This window comes from Pedobacter sp. NO84, assembly GCF_059703915.1.
Genome location: NZ_AP046575.1, coordinates 3,092,018 through 3,115,245 on the forward strand (window position 1 = coordinate 3,092,018; position 23,228 = coordinate 3,115,245).

Genomic DNA, 23,228 nt, shown 5'->3' on the forward strand with positions numbered 1-23,228 from the left:
GTGATTTTCGATAAATAGCAGACTGGAGGTTGAATAAAAGCCACAGATGCTTAGATAGGATTACATCCGTGCATCTGTGCCTAAATCTAGACTTACGAAGTCTTAAGACTTCGTAAGTCTACAAGGGAACGCTCAATCCAACACTCACATTCCTACCGGTATTGTAAATCCCTGCCGGTTTATACCTGCTCTGGTGGCTAAAATAAAGTTTGTCCCCTAAATTTTGTCCGGTTAGCCAAACATGGATCTTCTCGTTTTTAATCTTTAAAGAAGTACCGATACCCGCATCAATTAAGGTATAGCCATCAGTTTCTGTTTCGAAACTATCGAAACGGTTTTGTTTAAAGACATTGGTTAAGCCAATTTTGATAAAGCTATCGTTCAATCCTGTTATAGTGGGTTCAAAACGTAGCTCATTGATTAGACTTGCAGCTGGAATAAAAGGCAGGGCCGAACCATCAGCCAGATTTTTTCCCCTAACGTAGGCAAATGAATTTTCGAAATGTAACGATTTGATCGGGTGAACATCAATCGAGGCTTCTCCCCCTACTAGATCCGCATCGGTTTGCACAAAGCGATAAACGGGTAAGGTACTTGTGCTGCCATCATCTGCCGTATAAAAGGTGATCTCATTGCCAAAATTCCCAGGGTAGATATAGTTGTAGATTCGATTACTATAGGCATTTAAGCCAAGGGTAACTTTTTCTGCCTCATAGGTTAAACCCAAATCAAACTGCAAGCTTGTCTCTTGTTTTAGGGCGCTGTTTCCTATTTCAAATCTAAATGTTCCTTCATGTAAACCGTTTGCTCCAAGTTCGGCAATATTTGGTGCTCTAAATCCAGATCCCACATTGCCTCTAAAAACTAGGTTCTTGGCCAATTCAAAAGATAAGCCCAATGAGCCGGAGATATTTGAGAAGCTATTTTCGAAAGCAGTAAAGACTTGCTTTGTACCATCAAAAAGCGATTTACCATCCACATTTTTATAATCGTATCTGATCCCCGCATTAATAGCACCTTTCTCAAAGTTCCGCTTCAAATAAGCAAATGCACCAATATTATCACTGGTATAATCCGGAATCAGAAATTCATCGCCCGAATTAAGGTTAGTTTGATGCATGCCCTGAACCCCTAACGTTGGCTCCCACACTCCGCCATTGGCAAAAGTGTATTTTACATCGTAGGTGTAAGAGTTTAGGTTTAAGAACAATCCGGGCGCGTCTTTACTTTCTTCGAATTCTTTTCGCACATTCCGCTGAAAGGCCAATGTCGTCTTTAATTGCCCTCCGCCCAGCAGTACATTGCTATTTAACGCGGCGCGATAATGATTGATTTTCTGGTAAGGAAGTCCGAGTTTTCTGCTTCTTGCCTCGCTAGCTCTAATTACATCCCCATTTTCGTCCAAATAATCGCCACTGGCATCGGGGCCCTCTTCAACCAGTCCGATATTGGTTCCGAATTTCGAAAGGCTTAAATGCGCATAGCCCCAGGTTTTATTTAGCCCCAGCATGGTGCTAAAATTAGTTTCATTAAATCCAGAATTTGGAACTGCATTATCCTTGTATCCAAATCCGTAAGCATTTTTATAGGATGCCCGGCCACGATAAACAAAGCCATCGGTATTTCCCTGCAACATCAACGATGATCCTGTTAATCCGTTGTTAGAGCTATAGCTTGAGGTAAAGTTTCCGTTAAACTCTCCTTGACCAGGAACAAAATCATCAATAATATTGATCACTCCGCCCAATGCATCAGAACCATAAAGTAAACTGGCCGGTCCTTTTAAAATTTCTATCCGAGCGGCAGAAAATTGATCTATCTCTACGCCATGTTCGTCTCCCCACTGCTGCGCCTCTTCTCTGGCCCCATCAACCATGGTTAACACCCGGTTATATCCTAAACCACGAATGGAGGGTTTTGAAATGGCGCCACCGGTGGTTACTTGAGAAATCCCAGGGACTTTAGCAATAGCATCAACCAGGTTAGTACCCGCAGCTTGGGTCAATTTTTCTCTATTTACAGAAACTACGGCTAAACTATTGGTTTTACTATTGGCACTGTATGGCGTTCCAGTAACTACCACTTCTGCACTTTCGATCACCGAAGGTTGCATTTCGAAGTTTAACGAAACATTAGTAGCAAGATCAAAGAGTTGTGAAGCAGTCTTATAGCCAAGATATCTCACTTCAACCAAGAATTTCCCTTTTGTGGGTATATTCTTAAAGGTAAAATCGCCTGTGGCATTTGTAGTTGTAGTGGCTTTTAGATCGGAAATGTAAACAGTTGCACCCACCAAAGGCTCTTTTGTAGTGGCATCGGTAACTTTCCCTTTAAAATCGGCAAAGTCTGCTGCCAATGTGGGAGGTGCAATATAAGTAAGTAGTACAACCAATATGAGGTGTATTTTTTTCATAATCATAAGTTAAACGACGTTGGCTGTACACTCCAAAGGAGTCCCTTTGGTACAAAAGCATAAACCATTCATCGGATTGATAAATAATAGAGATAAGCAGAGATCGCTTATCGTGTCTTTTAAATATTATGAAAATGAAGGGGGGCCTCTTAATGAGGTAGAAATAAGTGCGGTAAAAGAACTGCCAACGATAGGCCTTTCAATAGTGATCAGCTTACTATAAAAAAAGGCGATGTATGAATGGCTATAAACCGTATAGTTTTTTTCGAAATGAGCAGCACAGATTAAACAGGTGTTTTCTTGTTGCTTAACATGAAACTGATGCTTACAATTTTTTTCTTTGGGTAAATTAACCAAAGCTTCATGATTATGTAACGATGCCCACGGCGTAATGGCAATGGCGAATACCCCAAGCAAAAAGAGAGTTAAAACTCTAAGGATATGTGATCGTTTCTTTTTCAATTTCTAGCGCAAACCTAAACAAATAACAATTAATTTCTACATTTGATATGTAACATTGCCTTGATATGACTACAGAAACTGATGCAGGTTTAAATTTAAAAATAAAGCAAACTCCAACCGGAACTACATTAACATGTAAAGGCTGGGTGCAGGAGGCAGCACTACGCATGCTATTAAACAACCTTGATCCGGACGTGGCCGAAAAGCCCGAAGACCTGATCGTTTATGGGGGAAGGGGTAAAGCTGCGCGCAATAAAGAGTCGCTTATTCTGATTATAAAAGCACTCAAAAACCTAGAAGAAGATGAAACATTACTCATCCAATCGGGTAAACCGGTGGGTATCTTACCAACGCACAAAGATGCTCCTAGGGTTTTGATTTCCAATTCGCAATTGGTTCCAAAGTGGGCAACACAACAACATTTTGACGAACTGGAAGATAAAGGCTTAATGATGTACGGGCAGATGACAGCGGGTTCATGGATCTACATCGGTTCTCAGGGCATTGTACAGGGAACGTATGAAACCTATTCGGCACTTGCCAAAAAACATTTTAACAGCAACTTAAAGGGCACTTTAAATGTGACTGCGGGGTTGGGAGGCATGGGCGGGGCACAACCGCTTGCCATAACCATGAACCAAGGGATTTGCCTTGCGGCCGATGTGGAAGAATGGCGGATTAAAAAGAGGCTCGAAACAAGGTATATCGATGAGATCTGCTATGATATAGATGAAGCCATTGATAGGGCCTTGACCTATAAAAAAGAACATAAAGCGCTTTCAATTGGTGTGGTGTGCAATGCCGTTGAATTATTGCAAAGATTAATAGATCGAAATATTACTCCTGATACCTTAACTGATCAAACATCAGCGCACGATCCTTTGATCGGCTATTTCCCAGAGGGATTAAGTGTTGAGGAAGCCAATTCTTTAAGGACAACTGATCCTGAAGAATATACCAAACGCTCTTATGCCACCATGGCCAAGCACGTGAGGCAAATGCTCGAACTGCAAAAACGGGGAGCGATAACATTTGATTACGGAAATAACCTTCGCGGAAGGGCTTTGGAGGCCGGCGTTAAAAATGCATTCGACTTTCCCGGATTTGTTCCTGCTTACATCAGACCACTATTTTGTGAAGGAAAAGGTCCATTTAGGTGGGCTGCGCTGAGTGGAGATCCCCAGGATATTTACGAAACAGACAAACTTATTCTCGAACTTTTTCCGGAAAATGAAAGTTTAAAACAATGGATTAATATGGCGCAGGAGCGGATTGCATTTCAAGGTTTGCCCGCTCGCATTTGTTGGCTTGGGCAGGGCGAAAGAGAAAAGGCCGGTTTAGCTTTTAATCAACTCGTGGCTGATGGAAAAGTAAAAGCGCCGATTGTTATTGGGAGGGATCATCTGGATACAGGCTCGGTGGCTTCTCCAAATAGAGAAACCGAAGCGATGTTAGATGGGTCGGATGCTGTTGCCGATTGGCCAATTTTAAATGCACTGATCAATACTGCGGGAGGTGCAAGCTGGGTATCGTTACATCATGGAGGAGGAGTGGGCATAGGTTATTCTATCCATGCAGGCATGGTAATTGTTGCCGACGGAACTGCTGATGCCGCCGTTAGAATCAAGCGTGTTTTACACAATGATCCCGCTATGGGTGTAATTAGGCATGCTGATGCAGGATATGATATTGCAAAAGATACATTAAGAAAACATAAGTTAGTCATCGGATGACTTAAGTCATCCGATGACTACATTTAAAATATGAAACAACTCATACTCGTAGGTTTAGGTGGTGGTTTAGGGAGCATATTCCGGTACCTCACATCGTTGGTTACCGCTAAATATTATAGCTCTGTTTTTCCATTGGCTACCTTTATTACCAATATTTTGGGCTGCGTAATCATCGGGTTGTTAATTGGGTATTTTGGACAGGCACAGGATGAAAACCAAAACTTAAAATTATTATTTATCACAGGTTTCTGCGGCGGATATACCACTTTTTCAACATTTGCTGCCGAGAATATTAGCCTCTTGCAAAACCATCACTATGTAACACTGGTTACTTATACGTTAGCTAGTGTGCTGGTTGGGTTTTTGGCCGTTGGATTGGGGCTGATGATTAGCAAAAGTCTTTAGTACCGCAACCATTCGAATACTATAGTCAGTTGATTAAGATTTCAAACCAATCTTCCCTTTATTTCGTTAATACTTCAAAAATGGCACCTGAATAAAAGGGTCACATCACTATGTTTAATGCATGGTTATACATCCTGTATAAGTATTTGATCTCTATCAATAGAACCGAACGTGAAGACCAACAATTTAGACCATCCATTAGTTAAATAATCATCATGAAAATACTGCTTACAGGTGCGAATGGTTACATCGGGACACGGCTCTTGCCCGTTTTATTGGAAGAAGGTCATGAAGTAGTGTGCATGGTGAGGGATCCAAGAAGATTTGCTGCAGAAAGCGATTTCGGAGAAAAAGTAAAGGTAATTACAGGAGATTTACTGAATCCAGATTCTTTATCCAGCATTCCAAAAAACATTGATGCTGCCTATTACCTAGTACATTCGATGGCAAGTAATGGAAATGATTTCGATGAGCTGGAATTGAAATCTGCCATGCATTTTGTGGAAGCTATCAAGCGAACTTCATGCAGACAATTGATTTATCTAACAGGGATTGTAAATGATGAGGGCCTCTCTAAACATCTTACTTCTCGATTGGCGGTAGAAAATGTACTCAAAGAATCTGGAATACATTATACTATCTTAAGAGCAGCAATTATTATTGGATCAGGCTCTGCCTCTTTCGAAATTATTAGGGATCTTAGCGAAAAGCTCCCGGTTATGGTAGCGCCAAAATGGGTGAGAACAAAATGCCAACCCATTGCGATTAGGGATGTACTGGCTTATTTAGCTGGCGTTGTAGGTAACCCCAAGGCATTAAATGAAATTTTCGATATTGGTGGACCAGATGTATTAACTTATAAACAAATGCTACTCCAATATGCCAAATCTAGACAGTTGCACCGTTACATTTTAACCGTGCCCGTACTTACGCCCAAACTTTCATCGCTTTGGTTAAACCTGGTTACGTCTGTTCCCTATTCTTTGGCCAAAAGTTTGGTGAGTAGCATGAAAAATGAGGTCATCTGCAAAAACGATCACATTAAACAAGCAGTTCCAAGAACATGTTTAACCTACCATGAAGCCTTGAAATTGGCATTTGAGAAGATCGAACAAAATTCAATTGTAAGTAGTTGGAAGGATGCATTGAACAGAGGATATTTAGAAACCTCATTCATGGATCAAATTAAGGTTCCTCAAAATGGTACATTATCTTATAAAGTGAAGATGCCCTTTGAGCGTAAGGCAGAAGAAGTTTTCGAAAATATTTGGGGAATTGGAGGCAGTAGAGGATGGTATTACCTGGATTGGCTATGGAGCTTACGAGGGTTTATGGATAAAATGTTTGGTGGAGTTGGCACCAGAAGGGGAAGAACCAGCAACAGTTCGTTACAGGCGGGAGATGTACTCGATTTTTGGAGGGTATTACTAGCCGATCAAAAAAATCATCGGCTACTTTTGTATGCAGAAATGAAAGTTCCGGGCGAAGCTTGGTTAGAATTTAAGCTGATCCAATACCATGGAAAATCCTATTTATCACAAATTGCCACCTTCAGACCCAGTGGCTTATGGGGCAGGACATACTGGTATGCCATGTTCCCTTTTCACCTTGTGTTATTTAAAGGCATGGCGAAGAAAATTACTACGTATAAGGTACCAACTAAATAGAGATTGTTAAACGTGATTATTCCTTAATTTTTCGAGGTGACTTAAACCATCAATCTAAAACCTAAAGAAAGTATCCTTACCACCTACTTTTCCCCCAAAATTTTGAATGTTATAGGTTAGGGTTACTAAGGCGTGGCGGCCCAGGTTGTTGGTTCTCGTATCTCTTATCGAATTTTCGCTAATATTGATATATCTTCGCGTATTGGTGTTTAAGATATCGTTAACCGAGAACTTTAATTGCATCCGATCATTTTTCATGAACAACAAGGTAAGCCCAGCATTCCAAATCTGGATACTGTTGTTATAACCCGCAACCGTCTGCGTATTGTACTGAACCCTGTAGTTAGTTTCCCAAACCACTTTTTTCGGATAACGCAAAATAAGCTCTGTCTCGCTGCTATGTGTTAAAAAGTCAAGGTCGGTATAAAAGTTATCCTGATAGGTGCTCTTATTTATAGAAAGAGAATAGGTCTCGCCAAATTCGAACTTATCATTGAGATTAATTCTGGCATTCATCCGTGGTGAAATAGAAAGGATATTTGCAAAACTTCTTATGTTGTTTACTTCTACAAGGCTTCTCGTAAAGTTAGACCAAAATCCTGTACCTAGTGTAAATTGTCTTTTAGCATTTTTAAAATCCTTAGTGATATTAAAGCCACCATTTAGCTGCCATATGCCATCCGCATTTATTGGGGTAGTAGTTTGAACACCGCTCGAGGAAATTAAACGGGATAAAATAACCGCATTATCTTGGATATTACCACTAGCATAGGCATTATAGTTTAGCGAGTTTTTGGTATCATATTTATATATGTTTAGGTTAAACTGATAAGTTTTTGCAGGCAATAAATTTGCATTCCCTTGTTGTACGTATAGAGGGTTAGAGTTATTGGTAACGGGTTGGATGTAACTTACATCTGGTTCCCTAAAAACAGAACTTATGCTTAAACTATAAACTTTGTAACGGACAATTAACGACGGGGCCAAAAATTGATAGTGCTGCTCAAAAGAAGGATAGCTACTGAAACTATTTTTTAGGTCGATGGTGTTGAAAACAAACCCTGGTTGGATACTGAGGTCTTTTGTGGCTTTCCAATTGAGGTTTGATCTCGCGTTTATTTTAAATCCGCTTTGTGTAACAGTTTCAGAAAAATTAGGAGCTACCACATCATAAGCCTGATTAAGGGGATTTTTAAAAAAAGTGACCAATGCGTTATCATTATTCAAATAGTTTCCACTTGCCGCAATGGTGTAGCTTAGTTTTTTATTGATCCGATCATTGTAGTTTGTACTTAAATAAATTCCGAAATTACGAATGTCGTTATCTCTGAGCTGATCAATCATATTGGATGCAACAGGAGCATAAAAATTACTTAGTGAAGTATTGTAATTATCAGAAAGATTATCTTTTTGAGAAACATTTATACTGGTATTGAAAGATCGTCCTGCCTTCTTAAAATCCTGCCATAGATTGGCAACTATAAGATATTCTGTATAGTCGCCCTTTAGTTTTGTATCGTTCGTACCGGTATTGATAAGCGTACCTGATGTATTTCTGCTTTCGGTTTGGAGTAAACCCTTATTTCTCGAGTCTTTAATAGTTATAGTTGGTTCTAGCGTAATATTGGTTAAACTATCGATCTGCCAATCGGCCTTTGCCCCAAAAATATGGTTATATCCTTTGTTTCTTTGGGTTGAACCCGTATTTGTAAAGAGCTTGTTTGTTCCCAATGTTTGTTCAACATCGACTAACTGATCAATAAATGTATTGCTTTGACCGAAAAAATATTTACCATTAATTTTAATGCCATTTTTGGTCAACGTATTAAAATTCGCGCCTGCTCCACTTGATTCTTGTTTGCCGGTGGCAGTTCCACCAAAAGAAATATTGTTGAGGGCAAACCCCCCCTCACTATTGATCATAACTGAGTTAATTCCTGTCCGAGAAAATCCGCCAATGCGAGAAACATCGCCTATACTAAAGCCTGGTTTGTTTACGTTGTTCCCATAAGCCAACACACTAACCTGGGTTGTATCCCTAAAAAAGTTCATGATGCCCCCTGCTTCGTACAGCTCATTTAGTCCTCCTCCTGCATAAAATTTACCAAACGCCCCTTTTTTGATCGCCTTTTTTAATTTTAAGTTGATAACCTGAGGGGTATTAACGGCTAATAAATCAGGATCTCGACGTTTGGCTTCCTTATCGTCAGTTACCTGTATCTTATCAATAATATTCGCAGGCAAATTCTTTGTCGCTATTTGTTGATCACCACCAAAAAACTCTTTGCCATCCACTAAAATCTTGCTTACTGTTTTTCCGTTTACTTCTATTGATCCGTCCGCAGCGATGGATACTCCCGGTAATTTCTTTAATAGATCTTCAACTACTGCGCTGGGCAAGGTCTTAAACGATTCCGCATTAAATTCAATGGTATCTTTACGCACAATAATTGGTGGTCTTTCGCTTAAAATTACCACTTCGTTAAGGTTATTGGTCTTGGGTGTTAACAAAAGATTGCCCAGATTTTTAACCGATTGATCAGCACTTAATGTAACTTCCTGTCTCAGCACGCTGTACATCCATGCGTTAACAATCAAACGATATTTTACCCCAAATTCTAGGTTTGGAATTCTGAACACGCCTTTTTCATCTGATAATTTGTAGGTGGTAAGTACGCTATCTGTACCCTTGAACACAGACACGGTAGCATAGTTAAGCGTTAATTTCTGATTGGCACTATCCAACAATGTTCCTGTAATGATGCCTTTTTGGGCATACGATAAGTTGGCTAATAAACCTAAAGCGAGCGTAAGTAAAAGTTTTCTCATAAAATGGATCTACCCAAATGACAATAAAAGTTTCAATGTGTTGCACAAACCTATAAAATTAGTTAATTAAAAAAAAGGGTTAACAACTTTGTTACGAAAGTCTTCGTAGATAAGGGTGAACTAATTTACCACCTAAGAATGCTTAGAAAGCTAAGTGCTTTGCGCTAAAGGTTAAAACGCTTAGTACACCATTAATCCAACGTAAAAGTTCGGGTCAACTTCTAGGTTGTCTTTGGTTACTCCGGCAAGGTCTATTGGTTTAAACGATGTGGTGGGGTTAATAAATTTATACTCTCCTCCTTTAATCCTAACTTTTACGGGCATATCAAATCCCTTAACATCGGCTAGCCATCTAAAAAAAGGCTTGTCGTTCTCAAACCTCACCTCTAATATGGGCAGGTTGATCTGTTTTTGGTATTGATCAAAAACCTTGGTCAGATTCTTTCCAGATTTGGTGTTGATATATCCTATAATATCGGTGGCAGTAACCGTTTGATGATAAAAATCTTTGTTTAGGCCCCTTAAAATCATTCTCCATTTATCGTCATCATCGATGATGGTACGCACCATATTCAACAAGTTTCCCCCTTTGTAATACATGTCTCCAGAACCTTCACGGTTTACATTATAAACCCCTTGTACCGGTTCCTGGTTTAAGATCGCTTTTCGCGTACCCCGTACGTAAGTTTGTCCGGCTTCTTTGCCAAATAAGCTTTCTATGAAAAGCGACTCAGAGTAGTTTGTAAAACTCTCGTGGATCCACATATCTGCTAAATCTTTCGACGTAATGTTATTTCCAAACCACTCGTGCCCACTTTCATGAACTACAATGAAATCCCACTTTAGGCCCCAGCCCGTTCCTGATAAATCCCTTCCCAGATAACCATTTTGATATTTATTCCCATACGCTACAGCACTTTGATGCTCCATCCCCAAATGCGGGGTTTCTACCAATTTATAGCCATCTTCATAAAATGGATAGGGCCCAAACCAATATTCAAAGGCTTTTAGCATAGGTTTTACGTTTGCCGAAAATTGCACCTTTGCTTTTTCGAGGTTCTCTGATAACACCCAATAATCCAATGTCAACTTCCCTTTTTCTCCGTCGTAACTATCCTCAATATGACTGTAGTTGGCTACGTTTAAAGCTACGTCGTAATTATTGATCGGATTGGCAACAAACCAATCGAACTTGGTGTAACCATCAGCTAGCTCGGTAACCTTACGCAATCTCCCATTTGATACATCCTTTAAGCCCTTTGGCACACTGATGCTGATGAGCATGCTGTCTACTTCGTCGGCCTGATGATCCTTATTTGGCCACCAAATGCTAGCTCCAACACCTTGGCATGCGGTTGCTACCCAGGGCAAACCATTGGCATCTTTGGTAAATACAAATCCTCCATCCCATGGAGCTCTTTTAGCAACCGTTGGATTGCCGCTATAATAAACCGTAAAATTTTCCTTGCTCCCTTTTTTTATTAATGGAAAGCTTACAAAAACCGCATTAATTTCTCGTTTAAAGGGTACAGTTTTTCCTTTGTAAACTACCTTTTCTACTTTCAGATTGGCAAAAAGATCAAATTGTAACTTGGTAAAGTCGCGGGTGGCCGTACATTTAAATAGCGTAGAACCGCTAATGAATTTTTTATCGATATCCAGTTTAACATCCAAATGGTAATAATTAATATCATAACAGGTACGCTCGGCGGATAAATAACCACGAAGCGAATCGGCTTTGGTATAAACTTCCTTCTTGGCCTCTAAAAGTTGGGCATTTGCGGATAGACCAAAAAAGCAAATTACTATAATTAGAACTAAACTATATCGCTTAAAAAGTAAATTTGTTTTCATGAACGAATTGTTAAATGGTTAGGACAAAATAGGCCAATAAAATTGATTAGCCTAAATCAAAATTAATCCATTTACAACAAATTTTAACATTGTAATGCAGATGCTACAATAGAATTTTACTGCTCACTTCCTTATCGATGGTAATAAAACCTGGATATTTAACTAGCCCATTACCCACCATAATTGAGGGTTTTATCTTTAAGGTTAACATCCCTTTCTTCTCAGTTCCTTTCCCGGCACTGGATAAAAAAGAACTGATATCTTCAACTATCTTGCCATTTGACAGGAATTGATAGACATTCGCATTTAGCTGCAAAGGAACGCGAATTGTTTGACCCGGATCTATACTCACCCGTTGGTCTACCGATCCATTTGCAATTTCTTGCTGATTAATCAATATGATGTATTCGAAATTATTTATCGCGGCCGAGGTGGTTGAAGGATTGCTGATTTCTAGATTGAGGTTAGCCCTTAAAGGGATGTCTTTTCGTAGGTAACCTAGCGCTAAGGAAGGAATATTGATCAAATTAACGGACTTGTCGCTGATCAACTTTCTTACGTCAGTTCCCGCCAAAGTAATATTGGTAGCATCTATCAGTTTATAGTCGCACTTTTCTAGTGCCTTAATCTGTTGCGCTTGTTTATTTATACCACAAGAAGAAATACCAATTGCCAAAAGGCAAATCAAAACTATTTTATTCATCATCTTATAACGTTAGGTAAGGATTAATGGTATGTATGTAATTGGTTAACTGTTTAATCGTTTAATTGGTTCGTTAAATTCTTAAAGTTAATTCATTGCACAGTTAACCAATTCAAACGATTAACCAATTAAGCAGTTCACCAATCAAACAGTTCATCAACATAACAATTAACCGATTCAAACAGTTGAACAATAATTTATTAATTTAGTGATTTAAAAACCTGTATGAACCGTCTTTTCTGCTTACTCGCATTATTTTTTATCCCTTATTTCTTAAAAGCCCAGACGCAACAGCTAAATGCTGCCGAAATCGCTTTAGGCTTGCAAAAATTAAGTGTCAAGGGGAGTGTGCTTTATATCGCCGCTCACCCAGACGATGAAAATACACGTTTATTGGCTTATTTTTCAAAAGAACTTAAATTAAGGACGGGATATTTATCGTTAACCAGAGGTGATGGGGGCCAAAATTTAATAGGTAATGAGCAGGCCGAATTATTGGGATTGATCCGTACCCAGGAATTGTTGGCAGCCCGAAGGATTGATGGAGCGGAGCAATTTTTTACCCGTGCAAACGATTTTGGTTTTTCTAAAACATCAGAAGAAAGCTTTAAGATCTGGGGTAAGGAACAAATTCTAGCAGATGCGGTTTGGGTAATCCGCAAATTTAGGCCCGATGTTATCATTACCCGTTTCCCCGAGGATGCAAGGGCCGGACATGGCCATCATGCTGGCTCTGCTATTATTGCCAGAGAGGCTTTTGTGGCCGCAGCAGACCCAAAACGATTCCCCGAACAATTAAAATATGTTAGCGTTTGGCAAGTAAAACGCATCGTTTGGAATACGTTTAATTTTGGTGGAACCAATACCACAGCCCCTGATCAGCTTAAAATTAACGTTGGCCTTTACAATCCCCTCTTGGGAAAAAGTTATGGCGAAATTGCGGCAATTAGCAGAACAAATCATAAAAGTCAAGGTTTTGGCTCTACCTTACAACGTGGGGACGCCTACGAGTTTTTTAGTCCTGTTGCTGGCGAACCTGCAAAAAATTCATTATTTGATGGCATAGATCTGATGATTAGTGATAAAGAAGCAGAAACATTGATTACCTCACTCCAAGCAGAATTTAATCCTACTCAGCCTTGGCTCTCTATTCCAAAATTAACAAAGTTGAAAGGTTTATTGGTCGACAAAAAACTGGTTAACGAATTAATTTTAGCCTGTTCGGGCATTTTTATCGAAGCCGTTGCACCTGAAAATAGTTACGCTGTCGGTGATTCGATTCCAATTAAAATTCAAGCTATCAAAAGATCTCCAGATTTAGCAAAAAACGATTATAGTTTTTATCCAACAATTATTGTCAAAAAAAATGGAGAAGTTTTTCATCTCGAAAACAATAAGCCTATCTCATTTGATGTTAAAATCGCAGCTAATGAAATCTCCCAGCCCTATTGGTTAATGAGTAATCATCCTATAGGTAATTATGTAATTAATTCCCAACAAGATGTGGGATATCCAGAAAATCAGAATAAACCCCAATACCAATTAACTGTAAGTGTTGCCGAAAATTTGATTGATTTAATTTTACCTATAAACTATAAATCAACCGATCCTGCCAAAGGCGAGCTCTATCAACCTCTAGTTATTGCGCCAGAGGTTACCGCTACGATGAGCGAGAAAGCCTATATATTTGGAAATAATGCAAAAACAATTTCTGTTCAGTTACAAGGTTTTCGCAACAATAGCATCGGTTATGTAACCCCTCAATTGCCAAAAGGATGGAAAAGTAATCCGCAAAGAATCGATTTTAGCTTACCAAAAAAAGGCGATGAACAAACCTTAAGTTTTGCCATCACGCCAGGAAATGAAATTACGAGTGGGAATATCATCCTGCAGGTAAATACGAATGGAAATGTAACTGATAAAAGCTTAAAAACCATTAGTTACGATCATATTCCCAACATAACCATCTTCCCTCAGGCCACCGCCAGATTAGAGAAAGTAGATCTCAAAATTGTGGGCAAACGCATTGCCTACATTGATGGAGCAGGCGACCTAACTGCTGATGCGTTAAAAGAAATGGGTTATGAAGTTTCCCATTTGAATGCCACCCAAGTAATAAATACCGATCTATCAGGCTTTGATGCCATAGTAACTGGAGTACGTTTGTATAATATAAGTGAACAAATAAAATTAATGCAGCCCAAATTGTTGTCGTACGTAGAAAATGGGGGCACTTTATTGATCCAATACAACGTAAATACCAATCTAAAAATGCAAAATCTTGGCCCCTATCCTTTTAAGCTTTCTAACAAAAGAGTAACCGAAGAGGATGCAAAAGTAAACTTCCTCTCATCTTCATCAGACAGTACCCTAAATTATCCCAACAAGATTTTCATTTCGCCTAATAGCGCACTAACCTATCCTAACAGGATTACGGCCAAAGACTTTGAAGGCTGGGTACAAGAGCGCGGAATTTATTTTGCCACCGATATTGATCCGAGATACACCACCGTATTAAGCATGAACGATGCGAACGAAACCAGTAGTAATGGTTCATTATTAATCACTAACTATGGCAAAGGCAAATATGTTTACACGGGTCTAGTATTTTTTAGGGAACTCCCGGCAGGCGTTCCCGGCGCCTATCGTTTATTGGCTAATTTACTTGCTCCTAACAAACCTTAACATGGAAGAAAATAAACCAGAAAAAGAACTTCCTCCCTTTGTAAAAACCTGGAAACAGTTTTATTGGATGCTTGTGGTCTGGTTGCTTATCTTGATCGCCGTGTTTTACATTTTCACCCATCATTTCGCATGAGCTACATCGATTGGTCGGTCCTCATTTTAACCTTACTCTCGATAGTGGGCTATGGAATTTATAAAAGCCGTGGTTCCCAAAGTATGAACGCCTATTTATTGGGCAATCAGAGTTTGCCCTGGTACACGGTTTGCCTTTCGGTAATGGCTACGCAGGCAAGCGCCATTACATTCCTTTCGGCGCCCGGTCTGGCCTATTCTTCAGGCATGAGCTTTGTACAGTTCTATTTTGGTTTACCATTGGCGATGATTGTACTCTGCATTACCTTCGTCCCTATATTTCATCGCTTAAAAGTATTTACGGCTTATGAATATTTAGAACAGCGATTTGATTTAAATACAAGGGCATTAACGGCATTTTTATTCTTGATCCAAAGGGGATTATCTACCGGAATTACCATTTATGCCCCTTCCATCATCCTTTCTACTATTTTAAATATCAACCCTGTTTACACCACCTTGTTTATTGGCAGTCTGGTAGTTTTTTACACCATGTATGGGGGCACCAAAGCTGTTTCTTACACTCAGCTCTTACAAATGAGCATTATTTTTTGTGGTCTTTTTGCAGCAGGACTAATGGTAGTACATCTTTTGCCCAATAGTGTTGGGTTTACAAAAGCGATTAGTATTGCCGGAAAGATGGGCCGTACCAATGCCATTGATTTTAGTTTTGACTGGAAAAATCCTTATACGGTTTGGAGCGGACTGATAGGCGGATTTTTCTTACAGCTTTCCTATTTCGGCACCGATCAAAGTCAGGTGGGAAGATACCTCACCGGCGCTTCAATAAATCAGAGCAGGTTAGGGTTGTTGATGAATGGTTTAGTTAAAATCCCAATGCAATTTTCAATCCTCTTGATTGGAGTATTGGTATTTACCTTTTACCAATACAATAAAGCGCCTTTGTTTTTTAATAGTTACGAATTAAACAAATTGGCCAATAGTCCGCATAAAGCAGAGCTGAAAAATATTCAAACCGCCTATGATCAGGCTTTCGAAAGCAAGAAACTAGAAGTGATAAAGCTTGATATGGCTTTGGACGCCAAAGATCAGCTACAGATTGATGCGCAAAGAATTGCTGTGCAAAAGGCAGATGATCAAACCAGGGCAATTAGAAAAGAGCTTACCGCATTAATGACAAAAAATGATGAAAAGGCTTCGATAAATGATAATAACTATGTTTTTTTAAGCTTCGTTACCCAGTATTTACCAAAGGGATTAATTGGACTTTTAATCGCAATCATCTTTTTGGCCTCCATGGGTTCAACAGCTAGTGCCCTTAATTCTTTAGCCTCAACCAGCGTGGTAGATATTTACAAAAGGCTGATCAATAAAACTGCTAACGATAAGCAATATGTTCGTGCCTCTAGATGGGCTACGCTAATTTGGGGAGTGGTATGTATTGTGATGGCTTTATTTACGAGCAAGATCGGAAACTTGTTGGAAGCGGTCAACATTTTAGGATCTTTTATCTATGGCACAATTTTAGGGGTTTTTATAGTTGCTTTTTATTTGAAAAACGTTGGCGGAAAGGCCGTCTTCTATGGAGCGATTGTTGCCGAGATACTGGTGTGTATTTGTGGATATCAAGAAGTGGTAGCCTACCTATGGTTAAATTTAATTGGCTGTTTGCTGGTTATTATTTTTGCGTTGTTATTTCAACAGATAATCCCCAAAAAAACCGCTGGAAAACTTCCAGCGGCTAATTAGATTTTATTTTATAAATACTGCGACAGGTACTTATATTTCCTATGTGGTAAATAACAGTAGTGTACCAATAGTTTTACTCTTATTTTGATGCTTTTTTAGCTTGCTCCAACAACTGGGTATTCAAACGTACATACTCATCGTTATTAATTTCTTTTGCGAGATTAAGACCTGTTTGTGCGCTCATCATCGCACCAGCAGCATCACCCATCTTAAGTTGGAGGCGGCCCTTCCATAACCTCACCCATGGAGCTTTCGGATCTGCTTTTTCAGCTTCGTTCATCCAGGTTAAAGCCGTGGGCAAGTCTTTGTTGTTTTCATAGTAATATTGAGCGGCCCCAAAATAAGGCTTCTTTTCGCCTTTCATCGCTTCGGCAATGCTTGCCATTACTTGATCATCAATTGAAGTGGTAATGTTTATGGCCAGGGCAGTGTTTTCCCACATGATATGCAATTGCGCAGAAGTAGGCAACACATTGGCAAACTGCATGGTGAGCGTCTCCAGTTTATCTTTCATCGACTTTGGTTTTACCTTAAAGCGTAAAATATCCTCCGATTCTTTGTAGGTATATGCACCCCATTGATTTGGGTTTTTGCTCAAGATAACCGTCCACTCAGTTTTATCTGGAATGCTAAATAAACCATATTCACCTGCGGGCACGTCCATTCCGTTGATTTTAACCGCATCAGTAAACTTAATTACCGTGGCCGCATTTGCACCAGTACGCCAAACTACATTATAGGGTTCCATGCCCCCAAATATTTTACGCCCTTTTACATTTGGACGGGAATAGGTAAGTGTAATTTTTCCTAGTCCAAAATCTTGGATAATGGTTTGTGTACTGCTTGCTTGAGGCAATTTAACTCCCTGTGCATTTAATTGGGTGTTGAAACCCAAAACTGCTAAAACCAATAAGAGTGTTTTAATAAGAGATTTCATATTTTTTGTTTTTTAGTATCCGACTTAAAATTAAACATAACATTGGATAAAATGACAAAGATTATTTCCCATTCTTAACCTTATAAGACATATAAGGAAATTAACCACATAGAAACATAGTAGACATTACAAATTATGAGCACTTATATTTTCTTAAATGTCTTATATGTTTAATTGTGAGTCTCAATTGTTTTTAAGTGACTATGTGGTAAAAAAAGTCGTAGGTGGTAAAACGCGTCAAATCCCTATCTTGCAAGCATGAACAATGAAAGCCAAAAACCAAGTATAAGTATTTTAGGGTGTGGCTGGTATGGGATGGCCTTAGGCGCCGATCTTGTTAAGAAGGGGTATGTGGTAAAAGGATCAACCACAAACACGGATAAACTACCTGTGCTAAAATCAAAAGGCATTGCTCCCTATCTGGTAAATATTCAAGTGGGTACCACTATTTTAGATGCTGATTTTTTTGGTTGTGATATCTTGATCATCAGCATTCCGCCCAAAAGAAATTCGGTCGATTTAGGAAGCTATCCTCTTAAGATTACCACGATCGCTAATGCTGCAAAACAGGTAAAACAAGTTATATTTATCAGTTCAACAGGCGTTTATCACGATGGAAATTTTACTGTAGACGAAACCGTTATTCCAGAGCCGAGCAGCGATGCCGGAAAAATGTTGTTTGCAGCGGAGGAAATTTTGAGAAAAAACAACTCTTTTACAACCACGATCATCCGCTTTGCGGGATTAATTGGACCAGAAAGAACATTAACAAAGCATTTTGCAGGTAAACAAAATATTTCCAATGGATTGGCACCCATTAATTTAATTCATCTTAACGATTGTATTGATTTAACACAAGCGATAATCGAACAAAGGGCTTTTGGTAAAATCTATCATGGCGTTACGCCGCATCATCCTTCACGAGCAGATTTTTACACCAAAAATTGTTTAGCACATGGATCGGCAAAACCTGATTTCATCATCGAACTATTAACTTGGAAGAAAATAGAAAGCGTTGAGGTAGAAAGTAGTTTGGATTATCGTTATAAGATAAATAATTGGGATGAATGGCTAAAATCATTAGCTAATTAGCTAATCCGAGAATTAGCTAATTACTTTTATGCCATTGCTAATTTACTCACATTACGATAAGGAAACGCATTAAAGATATGTCTTCTTGCAAATCTTCCCGGAGAATCAGCATTAACCAATTTAATATACATTGCTCTAGGCACATCGAAATATTCGTAGCCACTTCCATCAAAGAAATCAATCCTTAAGACCTGATCTTTGTACTGAAAATCCTGGATGTTGGATAAGGTAGTAGTTTGAAGGTAATCGTCTTTGGCGTGTTCCAACGTTTCTGGAGCAATACTCACCAAAAAAGTATAGGCTTCGATAATTTCCTTGCTTTTCTCTTCAGCAGCTAATTGACTTTCTGCGCTTTCGCTAAACTTATCAGGATGCCAATCTTTCATCAAACCTCTATAAATACTTTTGATTTCTTTTAAATCAGTAGCCTTGGTAACACCTAATGCCCTTCTGTAATCTCCAACTTTTTTCATCCTAATTGCCTTATTTTTGTTATATTATTGTTTATGAATGATTTGAGATTTACAAAACCGCAATTCAACCCTAAACAATTTTTGTGCAAAGGTACGATTATTATGTAAGATGTGAAAGGGAAATTGGAAGATGGAAAATCAGGCAGAAAAAACATCGAGAAAACGGAGCAATTTACTGTTCCATCTTACATTTATATTAGGGTAACTTAATCCAATCGGCAATATCTTTTACCACAGATTCAGAAACATTAACCAAGGTTTGGTATTGTTGGGCCGTTCCTTTTTCTAACTGCGGACTTAACAAATGGTTAATTTCTGGATAGAATTTAAATTTAACATTAGGTTTTTTACTTAGTGCAGCGCCCCATAAATTATAATCGAGCTCACTTACCTGGAAATCATTTCCGCCTTGAATAATAAAAATCCGTTGCGTGGTTAATTTATTTGCTGTAGCTACCTGATCGTAATTGTTTAGATCAACCCAGTACGAAGCAGGCAGCCCCATGATAACCGAATCTGGTTTTATGGTTCCTAAACTAAAAATCCTGCTTTTCTCAATATTCATCAATGCTTCTTGTAATTTTTTATCTAGTAGCCCTGTGGTATCTTTTATCTTCGAAACATAATATTTATTTTGATCGATAATAAGGTCCGTTAGTTTCCTGGCGGGTGCCGCGGCCATTATAATCCCTCTCAAATCAGGAGCTAATGTTGCCAGTTTAGGAGCTAACATTCCTCCCAAGCTATGGCCAAGTACAAATATCCGTTGAAGATTAACTCCTTTCACTGTTTTTGCCATCGCAATCGCAGCAAGGGCATCATCGGTTACCTCTTCCTTAACCGTAAAGGTTTTTTGAAACTCGTTGCTATATAAGGTGGTTCTTTTTACATACCTAAATGAAGCAATTCCTTTAGATGCCAATCCCGCTGCCAAATCCTTAAAAGGCTTGTTTGCACCAATTGTTTCGTCCATATCACTTGGTCCAGACCCATGAACCAACACCACCATAGGGAAATTAACTTTATTTTTGGGCACGGTTATAATGGCCGCAAGTGAATGTGTGCCCGATTTTAAATACACAGATTTTTCTGTATATAACGCCGTATCAGCATAAAAGGGTTTGGTATAGGCAATGGCGTTTGGCGGCAGATATAGGCCAACCACTTTTTCGCTCTTATTAAACAACAGGACAAAACTCTGTTTATCCCTTTCGAATTTTCCTTCTAAAGTTACTGCAAAATACTCGCCCTCCGTTTTACTCTGTACAGCATCCAGAAATTCTACCTTACCTAATTTTTCCTTGATACTTGTCCACAGTTGCTTTAAATTCTCGGGAGTGATCTTGGTTTGCTCACTTTCTGCGAAAAATTTGTGGGCCGTATCATATTTTTCGCTTTCCAATAAGCTAAAAAACTCATTGGCCTTGCCAAACAAGCTGATTACATTTTGAGAAAATGATAGGGTACTTATTAAAAGTAGTGCGGTTAATAAAAAGATTTTCTTCATAAAGATTCAGTCCTCATATAAATGGGACCCAAAGTTAATCATATTTCTCCGAAAACTCATCGGATGACTTAAGTCATCCGATGAGTTTGGTTGGAGTTAACTGATCAGTTCAGCCTCAATAGTTATGTTCGTATTCAACAATTTAGAAATAGGGCAATTGGCCTTCGCATCGGCAACCAGTTCATCAAATTTTTCTTTAGATAAACCGCTCGCTTTAACCTTACACTCCAAATGAACACCTACTATTTCTCCTTTTTCAGGGTTTAAGTCTACCGTTGCTTTTGTTGTGATTTCTTCTGGAGAAATGTTTTCGGCCGAAATGTTAAAACTAAGTTTCATGGTAAAACAACCAGAATGCGCCGCAGCAATCAACTCTTCTGGGTTCGTACCTACTCCTTCTTCAAAACGACTTTTGAAGGAATACTGCGTGTTACTTAATGTGCCACTCTGGGTGGTTAAATTTCCCTTGCCATCTTTTCCTGTGCCGTTCCAAACGGCGGTTGCATTTCTTTTCATCTTGTTTTGTTTTTGTGATTAATTCTAAGATCGACCCTCTTAATTAATTATTGGGGTGTTTCAAATTTATTGTTTAAATTAAGGAAGAAATTGACTGGTAATTATGATAGGCAACAACTCTCTGCCTTAAATTTACATCATATTTCTGAAAATAATTTATGCGAAATATATCAAAGCAATAAATATCTTTGTAAAAGAACTATATAAAACTTAACCCTTTGGCCGCAAAATCTAAATTATACAAAAACATTCTTGTTATTGAGGATAATCATGCCATTTTAGATGTAATCACACTAATACTTCAGAGTGAGGCGTATAAAGTTGCTGGACTAAACAGAAGCTCTGATATGATGAAACATATCGATGCTTTCAAACCAGATCTAATGATATTGGACATCATGTTGCCAGATGGCGATGGGCGCGAGCTCCTTACCCAAATCCGTACCAACGAAAAAACAACAAACATCCCTGTGTTGATGATTTCTGCAAAATATACTGCACAAAACATTCAGCATGGCGAATATAAACCGAACGGATTTTTAGCTAAGCCCTTTGATATCGACGAACTTCTAGATAAGATCGAAGGAATTTTGGCCGGGAAAACGTACTAATGGGTTCCCAATAGCTCCAAGGGAGTCCCTATGGGACTATCGGGATGTTTAATTGGTTACTATGATTGAGCGGGAGGTATTGACCCTTTAACCATCAATTAACCGATTAACCAATTTATACAATTAATCAGTATGACCCCAAACGAAAAACTGATCGAACACTTTTATACCTGTTTCAAAAACAAGGATTATAAAGGTATGCAAGAATGTTATGCCGATAATGCAACGTTTAGCGACGCGGTTTTTAAAAACCTAAATGCCCATCAGGTTAAGGCAATGTGGGAAATGTTAATTAGCAAAGGAAAAGATCTTCGTATTGAGTTCGATGCGATTGAAGCCGATGATGTGAACGGAACAGCGCATTGGGATGCCTATTATACGTTTTCTGCAACGGGAAGAAAAGTAATCAATAAAATCGATGCATCTTTTGAGTTTAAAAACGGGAAAATCAGGAAACATATAGATCAATTTAACTTCCATACCTGGGCCAAACAGGCTCTGGGTACTAGTGGGTTATTACTGGGCTGGACAAGCTATCTGCAGCATAAAGTAAGCGCACAAGCAATGAAAAATCTGGAAAATTTTATGGCGAAAAATGAGCACGAAAAACAAAAGCCCCTTTAAAGACTTGGGGTTGAAAGATAATTTCTCTGCCCAAGCCTCACAATACGCCCAATTTAGACCAACCTATCCAACAGCATTGTATGATTTTATTTTAAACCATGCTGAAGAAAAGGGGGTTGCATGGGATTGCGCTACAGGTAATGGACAGGTTGCCCTAGAACTGGCCAAATCATTTAATCAGGTTTATGCTACTGATATTAGTGCAAAACAACTTGAAAATGCTCCTCAAAAAGAGAATATCATCTACTTAAGAGAAGCTGCAGAACATACCAGTTTTGAAGACCATTCCTTAGATCTGATCACGGTAGCCCAAGCTATACATTGGTTTAAATTTGAAGATTTCTTTGAAGAAGTTAAACGGGTTTTAAAACCAGATGGCCTTTTTGTCGCGGTGGGATATGGGCTCATGAAAATTACAGAAGAGCTAGATCAAGTAGTCTATCAGCTTTATGAAGATATCTTGGGCTCCTATTGGGATGAAGAAAGAAAGCACATCGAAAATAGTTATGTAAACATTCCCTTCCCCTTAAAAGAAATTGAAAGCCCTGCATTAGCTATTACAACCTCATGGAATTTTAACCAATTAATTGGCTATCTGCAAACATGGTCGTCTTTACAGCACTATCTTAAAGCTAAAAATCAAAACCCAATAGATCTGGTAATGGACAACCTTAAAAAAGCCTGGGGAGATGACAAAGTTAAAACGATTAATTTTCCTTTGATTATTAAGGCTGGCCGATTTTGCTCATCGGATCAGTCATCGGATGAGCCATCGGATGAGCGTCACCTCAAACCCAATAGATTTGGTAATGGGTAACCTGAAAAATGCCTGGGGAGACGATGAAATTAAAGCAATTCATTTTCCCTTGATTATT

General features: G+C 38.9%; 18 protein-coding genes. 9 read left to right on the plus strand and 9 right to left on the minus strand.

The window, feature by feature from the left end; translation table 11 throughout:
- Nucleotides 1-118 precede the first annotated feature (118 nt).
- Complete coding sequence (locus AC6H0V_RS13600; RefSeq protein ID WP_497560735.1) at nucleotides 119-2,413, minus strand: TonB-dependent receptor; 2,295 nt, start codon at nucleotides 2,411-2,413, stop codon at nucleotides 119-121.
- 126 nt (nucleotides 2,414-2,539) lie between these two features.
- The gene (locus tag AC6H0V_RS13605) at nucleotides 2,540-2,830 is read right to left on the minus strand and encodes a hypothetical protein (RefSeq protein ID WP_497560736.1); all 291 of its coding nucleotides are present in this window, start codon (nucleotides 2,828-2,830) and stop codon (nucleotides 2,540-2,542) included.
- A gap of 110 nt (nucleotides 2,831-2,940) precedes the next feature.
- Here AC6H0V_RS13605 and hutU point away from each other — a divergent pair, with 110 nt between their 5' ends.
- The 3 genes from hutU to AC6H0V_RS13620 all read left to right on the plus strand — a co-directional run bounded on the left by hutU (nucleotide 2,941) and on the right by AC6H0V_RS13620 (nucleotide 6,680).
- Nucleotides 2,941-4,608 carry a urocanate hydratase gene (hutU, locus tag AC6H0V_RS13610; RefSeq protein WP_497560737.1) on the plus strand — a complete coding sequence of 556 codons (1,668 nt, stop codon included), beginning with the start codon at nucleotides 2,941-2,943 and terminating at the stop codon, nucleotides 4,606-4,608.
- Nucleotides 4,609-4,638: 30 nt separating this feature from the next.
- Nucleotides 4,639-5,013, plus strand: a complete 375-nt coding sequence (crcB, locus tag AC6H0V_RS13615) for a fluoride efflux transporter CrcB (protein WP_497560738.1) — start codon at nucleotides 4,639-4,641, stop codon at nucleotides 5,011-5,013.
- A 215-nt stretch (nucleotides 5,014-5,228) separates the two neighbouring features.
- Nucleotides 5,229-6,680, plus strand: a complete 1,452-nt coding sequence (locus AC6H0V_RS13620; protein WP_497560739.1) for an SDR family oxidoreductase — start codon at nucleotides 5,229-5,231, stop codon at nucleotides 6,678-6,680.
- Nucleotides 6,681-6,734: 54 nt separating this feature from the next.
- Here AC6H0V_RS13620 and AC6H0V_RS13625 read toward each other — a convergent pair whose 3' ends face one another.
- The 3 genes from AC6H0V_RS13625 to AC6H0V_RS13635 all read right to left on the minus strand — a co-directional run bounded on the left by AC6H0V_RS13625 (nucleotide 6,735) and on the right by AC6H0V_RS13635 (nucleotide 12,069).
- Complete coding sequence (locus AC6H0V_RS13625) at nucleotides 6,735-9,509, minus strand: outer membrane beta-barrel protein (RefSeq protein WP_497560740.1); 2,775 nt, start codon at nucleotides 9,507-9,509, stop codon at nucleotides 6,735-6,737.
- Between the two features lie 180 nt (nucleotides 9,510-9,689).
- On the minus strand, nucleotides 9,690-11,363 hold the full coding sequence (locus tag AC6H0V_RS13630) for a M1 family metallopeptidase (protein WP_497560741.1): 1,674 nt from the start codon (nucleotides 11,361-11,363) through the stop codon (nucleotides 9,690-9,692).
- 103 nt (nucleotides 11,364-11,466) lie between these two features.
- Entirely contained in the window at nucleotides 11,467-12,069 is a 603-nt protein-coding gene (locus tag AC6H0V_RS13635) for a hypothetical protein (RefSeq protein ID WP_497560742.1), read from the minus strand.
- Nucleotides 12,070-12,291: 222 nt separating this feature from the next.
- Between AC6H0V_RS13635 and AC6H0V_RS13640 the strand changes: the two genes are divergently transcribed.
- Entirely contained in the window at nucleotides 12,292-14,751 is a 2,460-nt protein-coding gene (locus AC6H0V_RS13640) for a PIG-L family deacetylase (RefSeq protein WP_497560743.1), read from the plus strand.
- A 129-nt stretch (nucleotides 14,752-14,880) separates the two neighbouring features.
- Nucleotides 14,881-16,593, plus strand: a complete 1,713-nt coding sequence (locus tag AC6H0V_RS13645; protein WP_497560744.1) for a sodium:solute symporter family protein — start codon at nucleotides 14,881-14,883, stop codon at nucleotides 16,591-16,593.
- Nucleotides 16,594-16,672: 79 nt separating this feature from the next.
- On the opposite strand, the gene AC6H0V_RS13650 is transcribed toward AC6H0V_RS13645, so the two are convergent.
- Nucleotides 16,673-17,530, minus strand: coding sequence for a DUF2911 domain-containing protein (locus tag AC6H0V_RS13650; RefSeq protein ID WP_497560745.1), 858 nt, complete (start codon nucleotides 17,528-17,530; stop codon nucleotides 16,673-16,675).
- Between the two features lie 258 nt (nucleotides 17,531-17,788).
- Here AC6H0V_RS13650 and AC6H0V_RS13655 point away from each other — a divergent pair, with 258 nt between their 5' ends.
- A complete protein-coding gene (locus AC6H0V_RS13655; protein ID WP_497560746.1) occupies nucleotides 17,789-18,622 on the plus strand; it encodes an NAD(P)H-binding protein in 834 nt (277 codons plus the stop codon).
- A gap of 26 nt (nucleotides 18,623-18,648) precedes the next feature.
- On the opposite strand, the gene AC6H0V_RS13660 is transcribed toward AC6H0V_RS13655, so the two are convergent.
- The 3 genes from AC6H0V_RS13660 to AC6H0V_RS13670 form a co-directional block, all read right to left on the minus strand.
- Nucleotides 18,649-19,095 (minus strand): KTSC domain-containing protein, encoded by a 447-nt coding sequence (locus AC6H0V_RS13660; RefSeq protein WP_497560747.1) that lies wholly within the window; start codon nucleotides 19,093-19,095, stop codon nucleotides 18,649-18,651.
- 196 nt (nucleotides 19,096-19,291) lie between these two features.
- The gene (locus AC6H0V_RS13665; RefSeq protein ID WP_497560748.1) at nucleotides 19,292-20,602 is read right to left on the minus strand and encodes an alpha/beta hydrolase; all 1,311 of its coding nucleotides are present in this window, start codon (nucleotides 20,600-20,602) and stop codon (nucleotides 19,292-19,294) included.
- Between the two features lie 96 nt (nucleotides 20,603-20,698).
- Nucleotides 20,699-21,118 (minus strand): OsmC family protein, encoded by a 420-nt coding sequence (locus AC6H0V_RS13670; protein ID WP_497560749.1) that lies wholly within the window; start codon nucleotides 21,116-21,118, stop codon nucleotides 20,699-20,701.
- 218 nt (nucleotides 21,119-21,336) lie between these two features.
- Between AC6H0V_RS13670 and AC6H0V_RS13675 the strand changes: the two genes are divergently transcribed.
- From AC6H0V_RS13675 to AC6H0V_RS13685, 3 genes are all read left to right on the plus strand, one after another.
- Entirely contained in the window at nucleotides 21,337-21,729 is a 393-nt protein-coding gene (locus AC6H0V_RS13675) for a response regulator transcription factor (protein WP_497560750.1), read from the plus strand.
- A 132-nt stretch (nucleotides 21,730-21,861) separates the two neighbouring features.
- Complete coding sequence (locus AC6H0V_RS13680; protein WP_497560751.1) at nucleotides 21,862-22,353, plus strand: nuclear transport factor 2 family protein; 492 nt, start codon at nucleotides 21,862-21,864, stop codon at nucleotides 22,351-22,353.
- Complete coding sequence (locus tag AC6H0V_RS13685) at nucleotides 22,325-23,170, plus strand: class I SAM-dependent methyltransferase (RefSeq protein WP_497560752.1); 846 nt, start codon at nucleotides 22,325-22,327, stop codon at nucleotides 23,168-23,170. The genes AC6H0V_RS13680 and AC6H0V_RS13685 overlap by 29 nt, the downstream gene beginning before the upstream one ends.
- The last annotated feature ends 58 nt before the right edge of the window (nucleotides 23,171-23,228 follow it).